Source organism: Oceanisphaera sp. (genome assembly GCF_052084945.1).
Lineage (GTDB): Bacteria > Pseudomonadota > Gammaproteobacteria > Enterobacterales > Aeromonadaceae > Oceanimonas.
Genome location: NZ_JBQDEX010000040.1, coordinates 1 through 20,329 on the forward strand (window position 1 = coordinate 1; position 20,329 = coordinate 20,329).

Consider the following 20,329-nt stretch of genomic DNA (forward strand, 5'->3'; position numbering starts at 1 on the left):
GGGTTTGACAGCCGAGCAAGTAAGAGCGGAGTTGATGCCGGCTATTACTTTGTCTGATGATATGTCAAAAAATAGCATGCTTCATGACTGGATGAACAAAGGAGAGACGGCCAGTAGCCAGCATAATCAGGTATTAAGCTACTTTAAAAACCAACGTGACAATACCGGCGCCTCCACCTTGTTTTGGGTGTCAGGTTTGTCCAACACTTACTATACCGATGCCGGTGCGTTTAAAACTATATCGCCCACAGATGATCTTGATAATTGGTATTACAACTTTATTAATAGCTCAGCTAAGCAAGCGCTATCCATTGAGCCCGATGAGCGTAGCGGTAAGTTGACGCTGTTTGTGAATACTCTAGTCGAAATAAATGGTAAACGCGTGGGTGCGGCAGGCCTTGGGTATGATGTGTCTGCTGTGGTGGACTTAATTGCAAATTATAAGCTGGGTGAAAACGGCTTTATGTTTTTGGTTGACCAGCATGGCATGGTGGCGGTTCATCCTGAGCTCTCATTGACACGTCAAAATGTAGACAGTATTGAAAAATATGCGCCGGTTAATCAGCTATTAAATCAGCAGCAATCGGGTTTTTCGTTTGAAAGAACTGAGCTAGAAGGCGAGGATGTGTATCTTGCGGTACAAGATGTGCGTGACACTGGCTTAAAATTAGTGGCAGTACTCCCTTCTGCTGAAATTAGCGGGGCGATTAACTCGGTAATTTCATCGTCTGTTTGGGTAAGTGTGGCATTAACGGCCGGTTTTATTGCGCTAACAGTGTTATTTGCTAACTCACTCAGTAAGTCTATTCGCAAAGTGGGTGACGATTTACTGAGCATGTCGGGCAATGGCGGGGATTTAACTACACGTTTAGATGACAGCCATGACAACGAACTGGGTCATTTAGCCAAAGGCTTTAATGCCATTATTGGTAAAATTCGTGAATTAGTCGCTGAAATTAAAGAAACAGAAACCGCCATGAAGAGTGGTATTGAGCAACTTGCTCAATTAGCCAATGACACCTTTACCTCAACCGACGTACAACGCGGACAAACCGATCAGGTGGCCACTGCGATTACTGAAATGGGTCAAACCGTTACCGAAGTATCAGGTATTGCGCACCGGACAGCAGAAGATACTGAAAGCGCGGTGCAAGATACCCATTCAACCAATGACAATATGGCGTTAACGGCACAAACCATGCAAGAGCTCAATGTGGTGATGACGGACATAGAAAAAACCATTATCAACTTTGCAGAACAAGCAGGTGACATTAACTCTGTGGTAGAAGTCATTAGCGGTATTTCTGAACAAACCAACCTGTTGGCACTGAATGCGGCCATTGAAGCCGCGCGCGCTGGTGAGCAGGGCCGAGGCTTTGCGGTGGTGGCAGATGAAGTGCGTAACTTGGCGCAGCGTACTCAAGAGTCAACGTTAGAAATACGTGAGCAAATTACGCAGTTACAACAAACAGCCGAAGCGTCAACCAAAGCGATTCATCAAGGAACAGAAAGTAGTCAACAGGTGGCGACAAATACAGCGCAGTCAGCTACGGCACTCCAAAACATCAAGCAAAAATTTGAGGCTATTAGCTCTGGTAACCATCAAGTAGCGGCGGCAACAGAAGAGCAAGGTGCGGTGGCTGAGCATATTAACCAATCAGCACATTTAATATCGGATAGTGCGGCTAGTATTCACCATAATGCTGAGCAACAGCTAGAAGCAATTCAGATGTTACAACAGCGTGCCGAACATTTACGTGCGTTAGTAACTCAATTTAAAGTGTAATAACGGCACGCTATGATGCCTATTAAACACCCTCATGCTTGGTATGAGGGTGTTTTTTTGTGCAAAAAATAGCGCTTAGCAACTAAGCTGACGTAGGCGTGTTAATATAAGCCTACATCAGCTAGGACGCTGGTATTCCCCTTGATTGCAGGAGTTGAGCTTGTATAACGAGTTTATTATTGGCGAAGGCGTTGAGTTTAACTCAGATCTAAATGTGCCCTTTGTACCCACCGATGAGGTGATAGTAGAAAGTATGCTTGATTTAGCTGATGTTAGCGCACAAGACGTGCTCTACGATTTAGGCTCAGGTGATGGGCGTATTGTGGTGGGGGCCGCCATGGGGCGAGAAGCCCGTGCCGTGGGGGTGGATATGGATCCCCAACGATTAGCAGAAGGACAAGAATTTGCCACTGCTATGGGCATGGATCATTTGGTTGAGTTTATTGATGACGACTTTTTTGATGTCAATATGCGTGATGCCACAGTGGTTACTATGTATTTACTACAAAGCATTAATTTATTGCTAAGGCCTAAGTTGCTTACCGAGCTTAAACCGGGCACACGTATTATCTCTCATTCTTTTGATATGGGGGAATGGCAGCCCGATGATCAGTGTTTTGCCGCAGGCTCAGACATTTTTAAGTGGGTGGTGCCTGCTAATGTGGCTGGGGTATGGGAATGGCAACTAGGAACAACTCATCGCTTTAAAATGGCGTTAACACAGAAGTTTCAACGACTGGGTGGGCGAGTGTGGCTGAATAAAATACCGATTAAAGTCACCGCGGCTACCTTGTGTGGCACACGCGTGAGTTTGACGCTATTAGAGGCTGATGGAGAAACTGAGCACAGTTTTGACTGGCGCCTAAAAGAAGATCAGCTACAAATATCAGGCGATGGCAAAGAATATTCTAATGCAACGCGCGCCTAAAAAACGCTGCACTAGTGCTATTTTTTTGCTTTGCCGAAGGTAACAAGAGCGACGCCGGCACCAATAAATAAAGCGCCAATCAATAACCCCTGTGGCGGCGCTTCGCCTTGTAAGTAGACAGCAACCGGTACCCCCACCACGGCACCCACCGCCCCCAGTAAACTGAGCATGACAGGGCCACCATGCTTTTGCAGGATAAATAACAATAAAAACTGGCCAGCAAATACTAAAGCCTGAACGGTAATTAATAATAATGGTATGGTTTGTGTGGGTACAGTTAATGAAAAACCGGGTAACAGGCTGGCACTGAATAACATCACCGTTGCCCCTACCAGCATACCTGGCGCTAACACATCAGCTGCCACTCCCACTGGCCAGCGTAAGGTGCGATATAAATTGCCAATAGCTAATAATACTGGTCCTAATAACGCTAATAAAATCCATAAAATATTCGCATTGGGGGCGGCCAGTTTATTGGCCGCTAATACGCCTGCCCCTATAAGTGCGGCAACAATGCCCAAAGCTCTAGCGGGGTTAAAATTTTCAATGCCCAGTAATAGCGCTCCACCATACGTTAATAAGGGCGGCAAAGAGATAATGAGCGCCACAAAGCCTGCGCCTACGTGGGGCACAGCCGAAAAAAAGATCAAGTTTGAACCTGCCACCCCTACCAATGCCGATACGGCATAATACTCTACCGTACGGCGAGTAATAGGCGGCCATTTACCGCGTATGCCAGACAACATCAGCAATATAATCGCAGCACCACCAATAGACCAGCTCAAAAAAGCTAAGGGTGATAATTGCAACTCACCGGCTAACTTCGCTAAGTTAGTCGATAAACCTAAAAGTGCGCCACCCAACACTAAACATGCCAGCGCCACTAATCCTGTTTTGTGGTTATTTTTTAATGTGGAGCTATGTGCCATCGGTTACACCATGATAAAAGATAGGAATGAAGCTTATCATGACAAACAAGGCCACGCTAAGCTTCATTCCTAGTGGTATTAGGTTGGTAGTAGATCAGTAAAAATAAGGCCGTTGCGACTGACATTGTCGCCTATTTTAATATCTATGGGCTGCTTAAATAAGGGGCAATCAAAAACAAAGGTATGAAACTCGCCGTTTTCTCCACAGGGATCGACTTCGCTTGGCAGGTTGGCTAACAGCTCGGGAGTAAGCTCTTTTCCGGCCCAAGCCATGGGCACTTTGCTAGGATCTAAACAGGTGATAATGGTGCGTAATCCCGCAGCAAACATCTGTTTAGGAAGTTGATGAGTGTCTGTGCCCCAAATAGGGAAGATGGCCGCTATATTGGCACTTTTTAGCTGTTTTTATCGATATTCGCGCACATCTTCTAATAACAAATCACCAAACGCCATGGCAGTAACCCCTTGCGTCTTAGCCTGCTGAATAAAGCATGCCATGCGCTGATGGTATATGTCATTGGTGCAAGGGTTCGGCAAGCTAATAATGGTTAATGGTAAGCCGATGGCGGCGGCTTGTTGGCGCAACAGAGTGGTGCGCACCCCGTGCATGGCGACTCTGTCAAACTCTTCACTGATGGTGGTAAATAAGCCCACCACTTCATAATCTGGATTGGCCAATAACTGCTGTAATGCCCAAGCACTGTCTTTGCCACTGCTCCATGACATTAAGATTCTTTTTTTCATTTATTTCCTTTTTTGTTGGCTGGTCTGTCCAGTTAAATTGGCTAAGGCTGTCAGTATTTATTAGGCAAGGGCTGGATATTAAAGGGAGCTGACTGGCAATGGGTATTGCAAGGTTAGCCCTAAGTCGTTGATACCCTTGCCAAGAAACTTGCTTGATTTTATGGGGTTAGCAACCATACTCAAAAATATGTATCCCACATGAACAATAGGATTCATTATGACGCCTACTATAGCACTTTTGCTTATTATTACGTTTTTGCTGTCAACTGTGGGCTTACTGCTATTGATTTGGTCAATTGCAACCAATCAATTCAGCCAAAGCCAAGCTGCGGCTCGTACTATTTTCTCGCCCGGTGAAGAAGGGCACAGCGAAGATCCCGCCCTTGAGGGGGCGCCCCCGTATGTGGTGGATAAAAAAATTGATGATGAAGCCGTCAATGCGCGCTGGCTTGCCGACCATTCCTCTAAGCCTGCGGTATTAACCTGGCTAACTTCAGCGGTAATTTGGTTATTAATTGGTTCTATGTATGGGCTGTTTTCCTCCATTAAAATGCACTATCCGGAGTTTTTAGCTGACAGTGCTTGGTGGACCTTTGGCCGTATTCGGCCCATGCATCTTAATGCAGTCACCTATGGCTGGGCCTCGATGGCCGGTATTGGGGTGATATTATTTTTAATTCCTCGATTATTTAAAACCCCGTTATATGGCACTAAATATGCCATTACGGGGGCGGTTATCTGGAATATTGGCATGCTGTTGGGGTTAGGCGCCATTAACCTTGGGCTGTCTGATGGCCAAGAGTGGTTGGAGTTTCCTTGGCAAATCGATTTATTGTTTGTGGTGGCGGGCGCCTTATGTGCCATACCTTTGCTGATTACCTGTGCGAAACGGACCGAGCCGCATTTATATGTGTCTAGCTGGTATTTTTTAGCTGCGTTAGTTTGGTTTCCTTTCTTGTTTTTTATTGCCAATGCCCCTTACTTATTCCCCGGTGCAACGGGGGCCACCGTAAACTGGTGGTTTGCTCATAATGTGCTGGGCTTGTGGGTCACGCCCATTGGTATTGGTACGGCGTATTACTTGATCCCTAAAATTTTAGGGCGACCCATTATTTCTTATAAATTGTCATTAATTGGTTTTTGGTCGTTGGCTTTGTTTTATAGCCAAGTGGGTATTCACCATATTATTGGTGGACCCATTCCAACCTGGTTGGTCACGCTTTCTATTGTGCACAGTGTCATGATGTCGGTGCCGGTGATTACGGTGGCCATTAACCACCACGGTACCATGTGGGGGCATTTTTCAATGTTGAAAGACTCACCCACGCTGCGCTTTGTTTGGATTGGGGCCTTGATGTATACCGCCTCGTCGCTACAAGGCTCAATGGAAGCCTTGCGTAGCATTAACGTGATCACTCACTTTACCCATTACACAGTGGCTCATGCCCACTTAGGTATGTATGCCTTTTTAAGCTTTATTTTATTTGGGGCTGTGTACTTTATTATGCCGCGCTTAACCGACTGGGAATGGCCATGGCGTCGGATGATCAGCCTACACTTTTGGTTAGTGGCCAGTGGTATTTTAATTTATTTTGTATCACTCACCACCGCAGGTTGGTTGCAAGGGCTTGCCTTGCTTGATGCGAAAACACCGTTTCTTGAAATTGTACAAATGACGATTCCCTATCTACAGGGTCGTACCTTAGGCGGCAGTCTAATGACCTTGGGTCATATTGTATTTGCGGTGCACTTTGTTGCCATGTTGAAGCGCAGCGGCACAGCTAAAAATGAGCCGACGTTATTCCGTGTTAGTGCCAAGGAGGTTTCATAATGAAACGTGCTCTCGCCATTATGGTAGGTGCTGCATTTATTTTGCTGCTTGCCACATTAACGCTGGTGGTATTGCCTTATATACAAATGTCGACCGAGGCGGTGCCTGAAGGCCTTAAACCTTATACCGAGCAAGAACGTATTGGTCGTCAATCGTATATTGCTAATGGCTGTGTTTATTGCCATAGCCAACAGCCCAGAGACCCAAGCTTTGCCCCCGGTGACAGAGACCGAGGGTGGGGGCGCCCTGGGGTGCCTGGCGACTATGCCAATGACAGGCCGCATTTATTAGGCACTATGCGTACCGGGCCTGACTTGTTCAATATAGGTGCCCGTCAGCCCAGTGAAGATTGGCATTTAATTCACTTATATAATCCACAGGCTGTGATGAAAGGCAGCATAATGCCGCCTTATCGCTTCTTGTTTAAACAGGTAGATAAAGCCGGTGCTAACGACAGGGTAGTGAATATTCCTCCACCTTATGGGCCTGAGTCTGGGCAAGTGGTGGCCACCGATGAAGCCAAAGCCTTAGTGGCGTATTTATTGGCACTGGATCATACCTATCCTGCACCTACGCTACCCAAAGCAGAGTCCACCTCTGACACAGATAAGGAGTAAATGATGAGTCAAAATGAACATCGAGCGCAACGACGCGAAGCTCCAGAGCCAGAAGAAGGATCTCGCGGAGTACCTAAGCTGGTTATTGCTTGGATTGTACTGCTCTTAATATGGGGGGTTGGCTATTATATTTGGCAAATAGGCAAACCCATGTTGGGCGGCGACAGCCGCAGCGTGCCTGAGCAAGTGGTAGCCAGTACCGAAGGCGGTGACAATGCCATTGACGGTGGCGCTATTTATAATGCGCAGTGTAGTGCTTGTCACCAAGCGACCGGACAGGGAATTGCGGGCGCTTTTCCGCCCTTGGCCGACAGTGAGTGGTTATTAGCCGATCCCAACATTGCTGTATCTATTGTGCATGATGGCTTACAGGGCCCCATTGAAGTGCACGGCGGAACCTATGCCGGCGTGATGCCTCCCTTTGGCGGTAACTTGTCTAATGCAGAGATTGCAGCGGTACTTACTCATGTAAGAAGTGAGTGGGGCAATGATGCCAGTGCCGTTGATCTTGATGTGGTTGATGCCCATGAAGACAAGTATGGTCAACGCGGACCTTGGACGGCTGAGGAGTTAACTGCAGAATTTGGAGCGCCATAATATGCAATCCAGCGCCACATCGCTAGATGCCATTGATGAGCGTACCGAGGAGGAAGCGGGTACGCCTGATAACAGCGCCATTTTTATGGTGCAAGGCATGCGGTGTGGCAGCTGTGCTATTGCCATAGAGGCGGTATTAAAAAAACAACCCAATGTCAGCGATGCGGCGGTGAACTTTTCCGCCGATATCGCCATGATCCATTGGCAACAAGATAAACCCGATCTAACCTTATTAAAAGCTGCTGTGGCACGCTTAGGTTATGAATTACACACCTCTATCACTCCTGAACGCAGTGCTCAGCACGCGCACAAAATGCGCTTGCAGTTACAACTGCGCTTAGCCGTAGCTGTGGTGTTTGGCATGTGGAGTATGATGCCCGCTATTTTGCTGTATCTTGCCCCTTTTGGCGCGGTAGAGCCCGAATATCAATGGCCACTGGCGGTTGCCAGTGGCCTTTTTGCTATTCCTGTTATTTTGTATTCAGGTAGCCATTTTTATCGGGTGGGTTGGCGGACTTTACTGGCGGCCACGCCCGGGCTTGATAGTTTAATTACCTTAGCGGTAATAGCCGCTTGTGGCATTTCACTCTGGCAACTCAACGCCGGGTCACATCATGTGTATTTTGATGCCGCCGTTATGTTAATTACCTTTCAGTTAATTGCGCGATTATTAGATAGCAGCGTACGCAGGCGTGCCTCTGAGGTAGTACACCGGTATTTTCAGGCAATGCCCACTACAGTAATGGTAAAAGATGATGCTGGCGAGTTTGTTGAACAAGTCGCCGATGGCGTAAAGCCTGGGCAAATTATAGTGCTATATACTGGGCAAGAGTTGGCGTTAGACGGCGTAGTCAAAGCCGGCAGCGGGCAGGCCGACTTATCACTGCTAACTGGGGAGCATGCGCCACAAACTATCGTCGTTGGCGATGAGTTGTTAGCCGGCTGCACAGTGTTAGAAGGTGAAATAGAGTTGATTGTAACCGCATCGGTAGGAGAGCGGCGCATTGACCGTTTATCACACTCTATAAGTGGAGTGTTAAGTCGAAAAACGGCCTTGCAGCAGCTAACGGATCGTATTGCACGTACCCTGATCCCCATTATCATCATCGCTGCTGTGTTGGCGATACTGCTTGCGTTATGGCAAGGCATGCCAACGTCTGATGCCATTGCCCGTGGGGTGGCGGTACTTATTGTCAGTTGCCCTTGTGCTTTGAGTTTAGCTATCCCGTTGGTTATTACCATGGGGCATAGTGGCATGTTGCAACAAGGCATAGTGTTGCGTGATCCTGCGGCATTAGAGTTGGCGGCCAATATTAACGTGGTGGTATTTGATAAAACCGGCACCCTCACTACGCCAGCACCCAGTGTACAAAGTGTGCAGCCAATAGCGGGTGTGAGCGAAGAACAGTTGTTGCAGTTAGCAACCCATATACTGCATGACGCTGTGCACCCCACGGCAAAAGGATTAAAAGCTATGCTGAGGGATAAGTTTGTCTCAGATTTGCCTGGTATTCGAGAAAGCATTGCCGGTAAAGGCACCCGTTGGCACAGTCAACAAGGCGTGGCCTTAGCCGGGCGCGCTAGCTGGTTAGCTGAGCAAGGTATTGTGCTACCCAGCATGGCGCAAACAGGCATGCAGTTGCACTTGGCAAGCAAGGGGCAGTATCAAGGCAGTATTTACTTTCAAGAAACCGTAGCAGAGGGGGCCGCAGACACCATTCAAGTGTTGCGCCAGCAAGGGCGAGCTGTGTATCTATTAAGTGGTGACACTCAACAGGCGTGTTATGAGCTAGCACAGCGGGTAGGCATAGATAAAAATAATGTCTTGTTTGAGCGCTCGCCTGAGCAAAAGCATCGGTTTATTGAGGTGCTAGAAAAGAAATCGCGAGTGGCGTTTGTAGGTGATGGGCTAAATGATGGCCTTGCATTGGCAGGGGCACGATTAGGCATAGCAGTGGGGCAAGCGTCATCTGCAACTGACATGGCGGCGGCGGTTTATTTACCTAACAGCATGATCCGAGTGCCCGCTACACTGCAGATTGCGCATAGGGCACGCACGTTAATGTATCAAAATCTATTTTGGGCATTGGCATATAATGCGCTGGTGATCCCCTTAGCAGTGTGGGGCTGGATACACCCAGTTATTGCAGCAGTGGCTATGTCGTTAAGTAGCTTATGCGTATTATTTAATAGCGTTAGGGCTGTGAGCACCAAACTGAACCCCGCAAGTAACTGAACAGCAAACGGCCAACCCAAGGGCTGGCCGTTTGCTGTGCTTATTGCAGCTTTCTATACTAGTAAGGTGTAGTTACTATTAGAAGTTATAACCCATACCTACTGTGTAGTCCCAGCTACCGTTAGATGAGTTGTCTTTAGCACTGCTTCCGCTATCAAACAAGAAGCTATATTCTGCACGGGCTTGTACGAAGGTTGAAGGCAACACGTAGTACTTAGCACCTAACTCTAGGCCTGCGGTACCGGTATTTTTTGCATGGTTATAGTATTTGACACCTAAGTTGGCACCGACAAAAGGGCGAAACTGATTTTGACCAAACTGATAGTCAATATAACCCTTGGTGGTACCTGCCCAGTCGTCACTGCCATTATCAACTGAACCCCAAGCGACACCTTGACGAACACCGGCCACGGCTTGGTCGGTTAAATACCAGCCCATTTCACCAGATAGCCCCATGGCACCGTTATCGAATTCTTTATCGCTGGTACCTGCACCACTAATGGAAAACTCACGGTCGCCGGCTTGCGGGCCAAAACCCTGAGTGGTTTGAGCTTGAGCCAAAGCGGGAAGTAATAAGGTGCTTGCACATACTGCTAGTGATACTTTTTTGAATGCTTTCATGAAAAATCCCTCACATAAATGTTTTGGTTTTTATCGTAAAAATAAGCTGTATAGCAGATTGAAAAATCACAATACTTAGTTCCTTAAGTTGTGATTGACCATACACACTGTGCTGAGCTCCATTCAATTCACACCCTATGTTTAGTGATGAGGTGGCATAATGTCAAACTCATGGCAGCATCAATGATAAAAAAGGCCAAGTGTGTTTTAGGGGTGTGATCTGCCCTGTATTTTCTAAAAGCAGAGCTTAATAATCCCCTGCCGTAATACAGTGAAATAAGCGCAAATCCAGACACTACTAGGGGTGCAGTGCATAGAGCGGAGAGCGTAATGTAGATAAAAAACTGTCGTTAAGCGTCAGTTGAGGTGAAAAAAAGACTCATATAGAGACGATAATGCTTAGGGGTAGTTGATTTAGGCACGACGTAAAATGACGTGCTCTTTTTTAAGGAGCCCAAATACCACTAAGTTGGTATTACGTTGGTATTACAAAGTGAGCAGTTAAACTGCTGAGTTTAGCTGCGCCTGCATATAGTGTTGCAGGCGAGCGACCTGGTCAGTATTTAAGCGCAGGCCAAGTTTAGTACGCCGCCACAAAATATCCTCGGCGTTATAGGCCCATTCTTGGCGCATTAAATAATCTACTTCTGCTTGATATAAGCCGCCACCAAAATGTTCCCCTAGTACTTCTAGGCCAGATTGCGCGTGGTTTGAGTCTTGGGTGTTCGGCAAAAACTGCTGACATAAGCGGCCATAGCTGCGTACCCAACGCTGTAAGATAGCCAGATCTAACCAAGGGTGTTGCTGGCGCAACTGGGCCATTAATGCCGGTTGTGAGCTAAAGTCGCCGCCGGGTAGGGTCGCGTGCTTAGTCCAAGGCGCGCTAGTGTGGGCAAAATACGGGCTAATGGTATTCACAGCAGCCTCAGCCAGTAAGCGATAGGTGGTGAGTTTACCGCCAAATACCGACAATAAAGGCGCGCCGGCTTGAGCCTCTAAAGTAAAGCGGTAATCTCGTGACGCGGTTTGGGCTTGTTGGCCTGCTGCTTGCTCAGCTGCAATCAGGGGACGTACTCCGGCATAACTCCACACCACGTCTTTAGCACTAACTTGTTGGGTAAAGTGATCATTGGCAACCTGACACAAATAGTCTATTTCAGCCGCACTAATGGCCACTTGAGCCGGATCCCCCTGATAATCAACATCTGTGGTGCCAATCAGTGAAAAGTGCTGTTCGTAGGGAATGACAAATACAATGCGATTATCTGTGTGTTGCAAAATATAAGCCTGAGGCTGATCGTGTAATTGTGGCACCACTATATGGCTGCCTTTCACTAGCCTCAGTTGCTGTGGGGCGGCTTGTTCAATCACCTTATCAAACACAGAGCTTGCCCAAGGGCCCGCGGCATTCACTAGCACCTTAGCCCGATAATGCTGCTGGGCGTGAGTATCGGTATTTTCCAGTATAAGGCGCCATGCATCTGCTATTCGTTGCGCGCTTACGCAGGTGGTTCTAGGTTTAATCTCGGCTCCGTGCTGTTGTGCCGCCATGGCACACAATACCACTAAACGGGCGTCATCGACCCAGCCATCAGAATACTCAAACCCTTTGGTAAAGCTGTCTTTTAATGGACTGTTGACGCCAAAACGTAGGCTGTGTGACGAGGGCAATTGGCTGCGCTTAGCGAGATGATCGTATAAGTATAAGCCCAGGCGCAGCATCCAAGCAGGACGAAGTTTGGGTTGATGAGGCAGGCGAAAGCGCAGTGGCCACATAATGTGCGGCGCACTGGCTAATAATACTTCACGTTCAGCAAGAGCTTTTTTGACCAAAGCAAATTCATAATGTTCTAAATAGCGCAGCCCGCCATGAATAAGCTTGCTGCTATTAGAGGAAGTGGCTGAGGCTAAGTCGTGCATTTCACATAGTGCTACCTTAAGCCCACGGCCCGCCGCATCCATGGCGATGCCCACGCCATTAACGCCGCCACCAATTACCAATACATCTACATCCGTCACGTCTGTGGGCATAATATGTCCTCTGCTCTTCAGCTTAAATAGGCTAAATTTTACTGTTATGAGTATTAGCGATGAGCCATTACACCCGTCAGTTAAAAACGGTGTTTGTTTTTAACTGACGGCTTAGGGCGTCTCGTTTTCAGACATGTCCTCCCAGTGTTGAGAACGGGTCACGGCTTTTTTCCAGCCTTTATAGAGCATATCGCGTTGTGACGGGCACATGGTAGGCGTAAATGGTTTGTCTTGCGTTAATGTTTGTGCAAGTTGTTCAGTATCTTGCCAGACTCCCACTGCTAAACCGGCTAAAAAAGCGGCTCCTAATGCCGTGGTTTCGAGTCGTTTGGGGCGGAGCACTTTTATATCACTGATGTCTGCTTGAAACTGCATTAATATATCGTTGGCCACAGCACCGCCGTCTACCTTTAATGTCGACAGCGTCATCTTCGCATCTTGTTGCATGGCGTGTAACACATCGTGACTTTGATAGGCTATGGCTTCTAAAGCGGCGCGAATAATGTGATTGCGATTGGCTCCTCGACTTAAGCCCATTAGGGTACCCCGAGCATAAGGATCCCAGTAAGGCGCACCTAAGCCAACAAAGGCCGGCACTAGATATACGCCGTTAGTGTGGCTGACTTTGCTGGCAAAATACTCGGTATCTTCTGCAGAGCGTATTAAGCCCAGTTCATCTCGCAACCATTGAATAATGGCACCGCCCATAAATACCGAGCCCTCGAGGGCGTAGTTTACTTCGCCCTGTGCACCAATAGCCAAAGTGGTGAGTAGGCCAAACTGAGAGCGTACTTTTTGCTTACCGGTATTCATTAATAAAAAACAGCCGGTACCATAGGTGTTTTTTGCCATGCCTTTATGCACGCATAATTGGCCAAACAGGGCGGCTTGTTGATCGCCGGCCACCCCAGCAATGGCCACTTTCCCTCCACTACGACTCATTTCATTAGTGTTAGGTTCTGCACTTTCAACCACGCTGCCGCCTAAATAGGCATGGCCGTATAAATCACCTGAGGCTTTAACCTCTGGCAACATTGAGCGGGGGATATTGAGTGCAGCTAGCAGTGTTGTGTCCCATGTTAGGGTGTTGATATTAAACAACATAGTACGAGAGGCATTGGTGTAATCAGTGGCATGTACCCGCCCCTCGGTTAGCTTCCACATTAGCCAAGTGTCTATGGTGCCAAATAATAAATCACCCCGTTCGGCTTGTTCGCGCGCGCCCTCTACATTATCTAATAGCCATTTTATTTTGGTTGCCGAAAAATAAGCATCAATGACTAAGCCGGTTTGCTCTTGTACGTAGTCACTTAGCCCATCGGCTGTTAGCTGATCGCAAATATCAGCCGTGCGCCGACATTGCCAAACAATGGCGTTATAAATAGGGCGACCCGTGTGCTTATTCCAAATGACGGTGGTTTCTCGTTGATTGGTAATGCCGATAGCCGCGATATCAGTAGGCGAGAGGCCTGTTTTTGCTAACACTTCGCTTAAGGTGGCCCTTTGGCTGGCCCAAATCTCCATGGCGTCGTGTTCTACCCAGCCAGGCTTGGGGTAAATCTGGGTAAACTCACGTTGGGCACTGCCGTATATTTGCGCTTGCTCATCAAAAATAATGGTCCGCGATGAGGTGGTGCCTTGATCGAGGGCGATCACATACTGAGGAGATGATGACATAGAGGGCTCCTTATTTATCAGCCAATAAGTACCGAGTTATTGCTTAACCCAAGCTTGGCATTGCTTAGGCAAAGTGGGGCGATAGGGCTTGCGTTTGCCGGTGCTACTAAGAGTACCGCCTTTGTCGTTAATCCAACTGGCCAGCTCGCTACCACACCCGGTACCCAGTGCCACTGGGGCTTGAGGTTCACAATCAATATCGTCTTTAGGGCAGTGTAGCCTGACATGAAAATGCTTAGAGTGACCAAACCAAGGGCGTAAACGACTGAGCCAAGGAGCGTCACCATAAGCCTTGCACATGGCTTGTTTAATTAATGGGTGAACAAAAATTCGACTCACTTTAGGGTTTTGCGCGGCTAAGGCAATCAACAAACGCTGCTGATCTTTAAAGTGCGGGCTCAGTGTATAGCGGGCGTGATCCACCATATCTATTGCTGACAGGGTTTCTAGTTGGTGGCGATCAATAGTGTGCGGTGGGGTACGCAGCCAAATATCGGCATCTAGGCCCGATTGGTGGCTACGGTGCCCATACGCAAAAGGTCCGCCGCGCTGTTTTGCGATATCGGCAACCAACATGGACGGAAATTGTGCCTGATCAAGCTGGTTGCCTAAGTGTTGCAAATACTCAATGAGTGAAGCTTGGCCATAAAAGCGCTCACGGCTGGCGCGAAGCACGTAAAACCCGGGCCCTTGCTGGGGCAGGGCTTGAGCTTCAAATTGGCAGCCAGCAGCATAGCCACCCACGGCCTGTGCCGCCACTATGTTAGGCATTAAGCCAAACCATATTATTAAGCCTAATAGGCTCATCCATTGCTTCATTAACTGGCACTCCTTGCTGACCCTGTTATTGAAAGTATACCTTCTTAATAGGCTATGTTTGCATGTTAGCATCGCCTTAGCACTCTTATTTATAAAGTGCTGTTAATTTGTTAATCTGAGGCACTTTTGGTTGATTGGAACTCTCATGACACTGCAACGCATGTCGTTAACAGCGCTGCTGACACAGCCGCTAGATTTTGTATTAAGCCCACCGGCTTTTCGTTTTTATATGACTCATGGACTGGCGTTATTGGCCAGCTTAGGCGTTGTTACGTGGACAGTATGGGATGGGCAAAATGGTTTTGGGCTGATCCATTGGATTGGGGTGCTATTTGGCGGGGCTGTGTTAGTGATGAGCCTGTTGCCTGTGAGTTGGAATCGGCAACGCTTGATTAATTTAGCCTTTGATGAGCAGTTTATCTATTTAGTGAATGGGCTAAGTGATGAGGCCATTGCTATTCCTAGAGCGCGCGTGTGTGCGGTGAATAATGAAAAATTACCCGGCCATGATGGTGCTATTATTGCGTTTAGCTTAGATTTACTATTAAACGAAGCAGAGTTAACGCGAGTACAAGATACTTTGGATGCGACAGTAGAAGCGCGTTTTAAATTAGATGCCGAACGCTATCGCTTTGGCTTTGTTGGTAACTGGCAAAACCGTCGGCAACTATTAGCCGCTGTCTCAGTACTGGCTCCCATTGTTTTAGAACCCGAGATCCTTGAAGAAGATGATGATGACGAATGGGACTAATACCAATCGCACTAAGTAAGTGGTCAGTTTTGTTTTCAGTCAATGCCGAACAAAGGGGCCACTCCACCGACACGCTACGGGTTAATGACATTCATCGTATTAGCCTACTGCGAACATTCACTGGATGTTCGTTAGGTTAATATGATTCATCACGGCGAGACAGACTCGCCTCCTCTGGTTTCAATACATGACATTCGAGCCATGAATGGCGTGAGTGCCGATATGGTATGGAGCACTTTCCTCTTTATACTGTATCGAATAGAGCTAATGTTTAGTGTGATTGGTATAACAACACTGCCAGCGTATGTGCTGGCAGTATGTAAGGAGTTCACTTTTTCAAAAAGTGATCAGCAGCGCTATTATTCTTGCGCTATGTGTAAAGCGATATCATCAGCAAGCTGTTCCCAGCCTTGCCCTAGAGCGCGTACTAGGGCGGGATAGCCGTCTTTATCCAATGGCGTGATGATATTAAAAGTTTGCTGGTTTAATAACTGGCCGCTGCCATTTAATAATTGCCACTGGCCGGTTAATAGCGCATCGCCTACTGTTAGGCCTTGAAATCGAGTCACTTGTACGCGCACATCCCGTACTGGCAACTCAGCCTGCAAGGGTTGGCCTTTGCTAACGACTTGCGATTGCGGCAAGTTGAGGGCTAGGCGTTGTTGTAGCTGCTGCTGTAATTGCTGGTTAATACCTTCGGCCCATAGGTGCTGGCGTGCTTGATATACCTCAATGTCATTTAGCTGCATCACAATGCCGTCAGTGTCTAGGTGACCACTAATGCGCACTGGCGATACAGTAATGGCGACCTGCTGTTGATAATGCTGAGTAGGCGCTGAGCTTGGTAGCATATAGGTGGTGGGAGTGACCGCTGAACTTGAACAGCCGCTCAGTCCAACTAGCGCCACGCCAGCTAATAAGGCACAGGTCGATTGGCTGAACAGCTGAGTTGGGTACCATAGACGAGTGATCATTTTTTAGCCCTTGGTTGTGGATCTTCGGTTAATTTTTTATCAAAAATAAGCGCGTTAGGTTGGTCGCTTAAGGTACGCACCACAGGTTGTATATCACGCATGAGCTTTTCTAAACGCGAGAGAGTTTGAGTGAGCTCGTTATAGCCCTGCGAGTCAGGTGCAAAGCCTTGTAGAGTGTCGCGCAGTTGGCGCATGGTGTTGTTAACGTTGGCTGGTAATTGTCCGGTCGCCGGATCGGCCATTAGCGCGTCAACTGAGGCGGCAATGTCATTGACCTTACGCATAGTGTGTTCAGTACTGGCCAGCGTGCTGTTCAGGGTATCTAATACCGGCTCAATTTTTAGACCGTTTAACTTATCAAGTAGGTTAGATACCTTTTGCTCGATTTGGGCAAAGCTACCTGATGTGGTGGGAAACACCGGTTTATTGGCAAAGGTCATGTCTTGATGAACAGCGGTGTCTTTATGAAAGTTTAAATCCACAAACATAGCGCCGGTAAGCAAGTTACCTGCTTTAAGTGAAGCACGTAAGCCGTGATCAAACATAGTGTGTAACCGAGTTTGCCATTGTTCCAAATCAACCTCGTCGTTAGCTTCGTCAAAACGCTGTGGTTCGATGCGGATCAATACCGGAATAGCAAAACGGCTTAAAGAGTCAGGCTGCTGGGCACTGAAGTTCCATGGCACACTCATTACAGTGCCAATACGTACCCCGCGATATTCAACTGGTGCATTGGCACTTAAGCCGCGCACTGTGTCGTCTACAAGCAACACATATTCTAAATAATCATTATAACGGCCTTCTTTGGCACTGGCTTCATCACTAAACAGCACATAGTTGCTGTTTTCTTTCGCTTGGCTCCCCTGACCGGCATTATTAGGGATACCAAAGGTAATGCCGCCACCGACTAAAGATTCCAATGATGCGACATTAACCCGAAAGCCTTCCGAGTCGAGGCGAATATCTAATCCAGATACCGTCCAAAAGCGCGATGTGGTGCTGACGAGTACTTCAAAGGGCGATTGAATGTAGAGGCGGTGGCGCATTTTACGTTGTTCTGGGTCAAAGTCGCTGCTTTCTACTCGACCAACCGTATAGCCTTGATAAGTAATAGGGTCGCCTGTGGTAATGGCATTACCCACATCACTGATTAAAGTAATGCGCAGGCCAGGAGCGTCTGCGGGCGCAACGGGGGGTTGTTCAAGCACGTCAAATTGTTCTTGAGTTGTCTCACTATTACCAGGTTGTAGCTGAATGTAAGCCCCCGACAATACCGTGCCTAAGCCGCTAACACCTTCACGACCAATACGTGGTTTTACCACCCAGAATTGCGTGTCTTGGTTAAGCATATTGGCCGCCTGTGGGCTCATGCGTGCGACTATTTCGGCATGACTTCTGTCATCGGATAAGCTGACTTTTTCAACTTTACCCACTTCTACATTGCGAGTTTTAATAAGGGTTTTGCCGGCTTCTATGCCCTCTGCATTTTCCATAATAAGGGTCACAGAGGGCCCTAGACGACTAATATTGTCATAGATCATCCAAGCGCCAATGAGCACGGCAACCAGCGGAACTATCCACACCGGAGATAAAGAGCGTTGCGTCCGGCGGGTGGCGTGTTGGGCTTCAGACATGGGAGTCTTCCTTGGGTAATGGGGCAGTAAGAGAAGGGGAGCTTGATGCCGTAGCATTTGCTGATGACCAAATAGCGCGCGGATCAAACATAATGGCCGCTAGCATAGTTAATACCACAACGACAGTAAATGATAAGGCACCGGCGCCGGGTTCAACCGACATAATTGAGCCATTGCGAATAAGGGCGACTAAAATTGCCACCACAAACACATCTACCATTGACCAGCGGCCAATAAACTCGGTAATGCGATATAAGCGTACCCGTGTCAGCGGGCTTAACGTTGATGCCGGCTGTTTGACGACATAGCACAGCCACAATAAAGCTAACATTTTACCTACTGGTACAATAATACTGGCAGTTAAAATAATGATGGCAATGGGCCAGTCACCACTTTTAAAAAACAGTAATACCCCTTTAAAAATGGTGGAAGCCTGACTGTCACCCAATGAGGTCGTTACCATTATAGGGTAGAGATTGGCCGGAAAGTACATAATGACAGCGCCGGCCAGCAATGCCAGCGTGGTTTGATTGTTCACTTTATGAAAAGGGTGCAGGGGATCGTTACAGCGTAAACAGCGATAAGAATGTTTACGGCTGTTTTGGCAGCGTGCCTCAGATAAACGATTTACTAAACCACAGGTATGACACCCCGCCAAGCCTTGCTGTGAAGCAGACCGCCCCAGTTGCACATTGCGAGGGGCTTTAGGTTCTGAGTTAAGAGCAAGCCACAGCCAGTCGCGATCTACGGATTGGGTTGTGAGTAACAGCAAGACGGCGTAGCTACAAAAGGTCCAAAATGACAAGCCCAACTCAATATCAGCCATACCAATAATTTTAATTAAGCTAACCAAGGTACCAATCACAAACACATCGGCCATCATCCAAGGCGTTACGTAGCCTAAGGTGCGAGCTATCAGTTGGCTGTAGGGTAAATGTTGGCCTCGTACAATGCCAATACATAGCCACAACAGACTCAGCAAGTATACTGTGGGCAATATGATCACCGTCAATAATACCGACAATGCCACCAAGGGCTGGTGCAAACTAATAAGGGTTGAAGCGGTCTCGGTAAGCTCAATACGATTGCCAATACCGCTAATATTAAAGCTTAAAAATGGAAAGACGACCGAGAGTGCCAAGGTGATCAGGGTTGCTATCGTTAAGGCTAAACTACGCTCTGCAGGGTTAGTTTGTCGCCGTACTAAGATGTGTTTGCAGCGCGGGCATTCGGCTTTTTCACCGGCTTTTAATGGGGGCAGTGCGAGCAGCAAGTCGCATTCAGTGCAACCCCTTATCCGTCTGCGTGACACGCGATATTCGTGCTGAGATGAAAGTTTTTCAGACAATGAAAGCTCAACTATGAAGGCATTTGTGAGTAAATAATAGCAATGAGAGCTTGATAATACGATAGTTTTAACCGAGTCTAAACTCATTATGGGCATCAGCTAAGCAATAACTCGTTACTATGCTCACTTTAAACAAAGTTTTTACTAAACCATTTTAAAAATTAACAATGTCTTTATACTTAACACTTAAACTTCATTTGGAACTTAAACAATGACTCAGGCGAATGCTATCACTTTATTACTGGTGGACGACAGCCGCGTGGCTCGTCTTAGTTTAATGCGTCAAATAAAAGGCCTCACCGCAGAATTTGATATTTTGCAAGCCGCCTCAGCAGATGAGGCACAGCAGGTGTTAGCCAATCAAGATGCTGATATCGCACTGATTGATTTCAATATGCCAGGGCGTGATGGACTAGTGCTGGCTGCTGAATTACGTGAAAGTCACCCCAATATGCGGATGGCACTTGTTACTGCCAATATTCAACAACCATTAGTGGAACGTGCTAAAGAGTTGGGTATGGCCTTTATGGGCAAGCCAACCAATGCCGATGATTTAGCCCGTTTTCTTGGAGTGACTCCATGAAATTCTTGCTGTCTGGCGACGAACATGAATTAGTGGTTGAGCTGATGAACATCGGCATTGGTCGAGCTGCTGATGCGCTCTCAAAAATGGTACAAGATGAGGTGCTCTTATCGGTGCCTGACTTGCAATTTTTGCACCCCACAGAAGCCAGTGGCAGCTTTTGCCATTATATGCCCAGCGCGCTAGCGGGCGTGATGCAAGATTTTAGTGGCTTTATGTCGGG

The 20,329-nt window shown here is 47.5% G+C and carries 17 protein-coding genes and 1 pseudogene; 9 read left to right on the forward strand and 9 right to left on the reverse strand.

Annotated elements, in window-relative coordinates; translation table 11 throughout:
• Both ACTHY5_RS05485 and ACTHY5_RS05490 read left to right on the forward strand, forming a co-directional pair.
• On the forward strand, positions 1-1,786 hold a 1,786-nt coding region (locus tag ACTHY5_RS05485), incomplete at its 5' end, for a methyl-accepting chemotaxis protein (protein ID WP_441877520.1).
• A 160-nt stretch (positions 1,787-1,946) separates the two neighbouring features.
• Positions 1,947-2,714, forward strand: a complete 768-nt coding sequence (locus ACTHY5_RS05490) for a methyltransferase domain-containing protein (RefSeq protein WP_441877523.1) — start codon at positions 1,947-1,949, stop codon at positions 2,712-2,714.
• 17 nt (positions 2,715-2,731) lie between these two features.
• On the opposite strand, the gene ACTHY5_RS05495 is transcribed toward ACTHY5_RS05490, so the two are convergent.
• Together ACTHY5_RS05495 and ACTHY5_RS05500 are read right to left on the reverse strand one after the other, a co-directional pair.
• Positions 2,732-3,643 (reverse strand): DMT family transporter, encoded by a 912-nt coding sequence (locus ACTHY5_RS05495; RefSeq protein ID WP_441877526.1) that lies wholly within the window; start codon positions 3,641-3,643, stop codon positions 2,732-2,734.
• A gap of 78 nt (positions 3,644-3,721) precedes the next feature.
• Positions 3,722-4,387, reverse strand: a pseudogene (locus tag ACTHY5_RS05500) (ATP-binding protein).
• Positions 4,388-4,604: 217 nt separating this feature from the next.
• Here ACTHY5_RS05500 and ACTHY5_RS05505 point away from each other — a divergent pair.
• From ACTHY5_RS05505 to ACTHY5_RS05520, 4 genes are read left to right on the forward strand one after another with little or no spacing between them, the layout of a single operon-like run.
• Positions 4,605-6,218, forward strand: coding sequence for a cbb3-type cytochrome c oxidase subunit I (locus ACTHY5_RS05505; protein ID WP_441877529.1), 1,614 nt, complete (start codon positions 4,605-4,607; stop codon positions 6,216-6,218).
• Complete coding sequence (locus ACTHY5_RS05510; protein ID WP_441877532.1) at positions 6,218-6,835, forward strand: cbb3-type cytochrome c oxidase subunit II; 618 nt, start codon at positions 6,218-6,220, stop codon at positions 6,833-6,835. The genes ACTHY5_RS05505 and ACTHY5_RS05510 overlap by 1 nt, the downstream gene beginning before the upstream one ends.
• A gap of 3 nt (positions 6,836-6,838) precedes the next feature.
• Complete coding sequence (locus tag ACTHY5_RS05515; RefSeq protein WP_441877535.1) at positions 6,839-7,432, forward strand: c-type cytochrome; 594 nt, start codon at positions 6,839-6,841, stop codon at positions 7,430-7,432.
• Between the two features lies 1 nt (position 7,433).
• Positions 7,434-9,668: a heavy metal translocating P-type ATPase gene (locus tag ACTHY5_RS05520; RefSeq protein ID WP_441877538.1), complete on the forward strand. Its 2,235-nt coding sequence runs from the start codon at positions 7,434-7,436 to the stop codon at positions 9,666-9,668.
• A 78-nt stretch (positions 9,669-9,746) separates the two neighbouring features.
• Here the strand turns inward: ACTHY5_RS05520 and ACTHY5_RS05525 are convergent, their stop codons facing one another.
• The 4 genes from ACTHY5_RS05525 to mepA form a co-directional block, all read right to left on the reverse strand.
• Positions 9,747-10,289: an outer membrane beta-barrel protein gene (locus ACTHY5_RS05525; protein WP_441877541.1), complete on the reverse strand. Its 543-nt coding sequence runs from the start codon at positions 10,287-10,289 to the stop codon at positions 9,747-9,749.
• Positions 10,290-10,790: 501 nt separating this feature from the next.
• The gene (glpD, locus tag ACTHY5_RS05530; protein WP_441877544.1) at positions 10,791-12,320 is read right to left on the reverse strand and encodes a glycerol-3-phosphate dehydrogenase; all 1,530 of its coding nucleotides are present in this window, start codon (positions 12,318-12,320) and stop codon (positions 10,791-10,793) included.
• A gap of 111 nt (positions 12,321-12,431) precedes the next feature.
• Positions 12,432-13,997 carry a glycerol kinase GlpK gene (glpK, locus tag ACTHY5_RS05535; protein ID WP_441877547.1) on the reverse strand — a complete coding sequence of 522 codons (1,566 nt, stop codon included), beginning with the start codon at positions 13,995-13,997 and terminating at the stop codon, positions 12,432-12,434.
• A 36-nt stretch (positions 13,998-14,033) separates the two neighbouring features.
• Positions 14,034-14,816, reverse strand: a complete 783-nt coding sequence (gene mepA / locus ACTHY5_RS05540; RefSeq protein ID WP_441877550.1) for a penicillin-insensitive murein endopeptidase — start codon at positions 14,814-14,816, stop codon at positions 14,034-14,036.
• 145 nt (positions 14,817-14,961) lie between these two features.
• Between mepA and ACTHY5_RS05545 the strand changes: the two genes are divergently transcribed.
• On the forward strand, positions 14,962-15,567 hold the full coding sequence (locus tag ACTHY5_RS05545; RefSeq protein WP_441877553.1) for a hypothetical protein: 606 nt from the start codon (positions 14,962-14,964) through the stop codon (positions 15,565-15,567).
• A 359-nt stretch (positions 15,568-15,926) separates the two neighbouring features.
• On the opposite strand, the gene ACTHY5_RS05550 is transcribed toward ACTHY5_RS05545, so the two are convergent.
• Genes ACTHY5_RS05550 through ACTHY5_RS05560 form a run of 3 tightly spaced genes read right to left on the reverse strand, consistent with a single transcriptional unit; the run spans position 15,927 to position 19,523 of the window.
• Entirely contained in the window at positions 15,927-16,541 is a 615-nt protein-coding gene (locus ACTHY5_RS05550) for a PqiC family protein (RefSeq protein WP_441877555.1), read from the reverse strand.
• Entirely contained in the window at positions 16,538-18,175 is a 1,638-nt protein-coding gene (gene pqiB / locus ACTHY5_RS05555) for an intermembrane transport protein PqiB (protein WP_441877558.1), read from the reverse strand. The genes ACTHY5_RS05550 and pqiB overlap by 4 nt, the downstream gene beginning before the upstream one ends.
• Positions 18,168-19,523 (reverse strand): PqiA/YebS family transporter subunit, encoded by a 1,356-nt coding sequence (locus ACTHY5_RS05560; protein ID WP_441877561.1) that lies wholly within the window; start codon positions 19,521-19,523, stop codon positions 18,168-18,170. The genes pqiB and ACTHY5_RS05560 overlap by 8 nt, the downstream gene beginning before the upstream one ends.
• Positions 19,524-19,734: 211 nt before the next feature.
• Here ACTHY5_RS05560 and ACTHY5_RS05565 point away from each other — a divergent pair, with 211 nt between their 5' ends.
• A complete protein-coding gene (locus ACTHY5_RS05565; RefSeq protein ID WP_441877564.1) occupies positions 19,735-20,106 on the forward strand; it encodes a response regulator transcription factor in 372 nt (123 codons plus the stop codon).
• The coding region (locus ACTHY5_RS05570; protein WP_441877567.1) for a chemotaxis protein CheC at positions 20,103-20,329 on the forward strand (227 nt) is incomplete at its 3' end. The genes ACTHY5_RS05565 and ACTHY5_RS05570, both read left to right, overlap by 4 nt.

Coding starts and splice junctions, on each gene's coding strand:
- ACTHY5_RS05520 (WP_441877538.1), top strand. CDS start 7,434: ATGCAATCCAGCGCCACATCGCTAGATGCCATTGATGAGCGTACCGAG.
- glpK (WP_441877547.1), bottom strand. CDS start 13,997: ATGTCATCATCTCCTCAGTATGTGATCGCCCTCGATCAAGGCACCACC.
- ACTHY5_RS05565 (WP_441877564.1), top strand. CDS start 19,735: ATGACTCAGGCGAATGCTATCACTTTATTACTGGTGGACGACAGCCGC.
- mepA (WP_441877550.1), bottom strand. CDS start 14,816: ATGAAGCAATGGATGAGCCTATTAGGCTTAATAATATGGTTTGGCTTA.
- ACTHY5_RS05510 (WP_441877532.1), top strand. CDS start 6,218: ATGAAACGTGCTCTCGCCATTATGGTAGGTGCTGCATTTATTTTGCTG.
- ACTHY5_RS05515 (WP_441877535.1), top strand. CDS start 6,839: ATGAGTCAAAATGAACATCGAGCGCAACGACGCGAAGCTCCAGAGCCA.
- ACTHY5_RS05525 (WP_441877541.1), bottom strand. CDS start 10,289: ATGAAAGCATTCAAAAAAGTATCACTAGCAGTATGTGCAAGCACCTTA.
- ACTHY5_RS05550 (WP_441877555.1), bottom strand. CDS start 16,541: ATGATCACTCGTCTATGGTACCCAACTCAGCTGTTCAGCCAATCGACC.
- glpD (WP_441877544.1), bottom strand. CDS start 12,320: ATGCCCACAGACGTGACGGATGTAGATGTATTGGTAATTGGTGGCGGC.
- pqiB (WP_441877558.1), bottom strand. CDS start 18,175: ATGTCTGAAGCCCAACACGCCACCCGCCGGACGCAACGCTCTTTATCT.
- ACTHY5_RS05545 (WP_441877553.1), top strand. CDS start 14,962: ATGACACTGCAACGCATGTCGTTAACAGCGCTGCTGACACAGCCGCTA.
- ACTHY5_RS05495 (WP_441877526.1), bottom strand. CDS start 3,643: ATGGCACATAGCTCCACATTAAAAAATAACCACAAAACAGGATTAGTG.
- ACTHY5_RS05505 (WP_441877529.1), top strand. CDS start 4,605: ATGACGCCTACTATAGCACTTTTGCTTATTATTACGTTTTTGCTGTCA.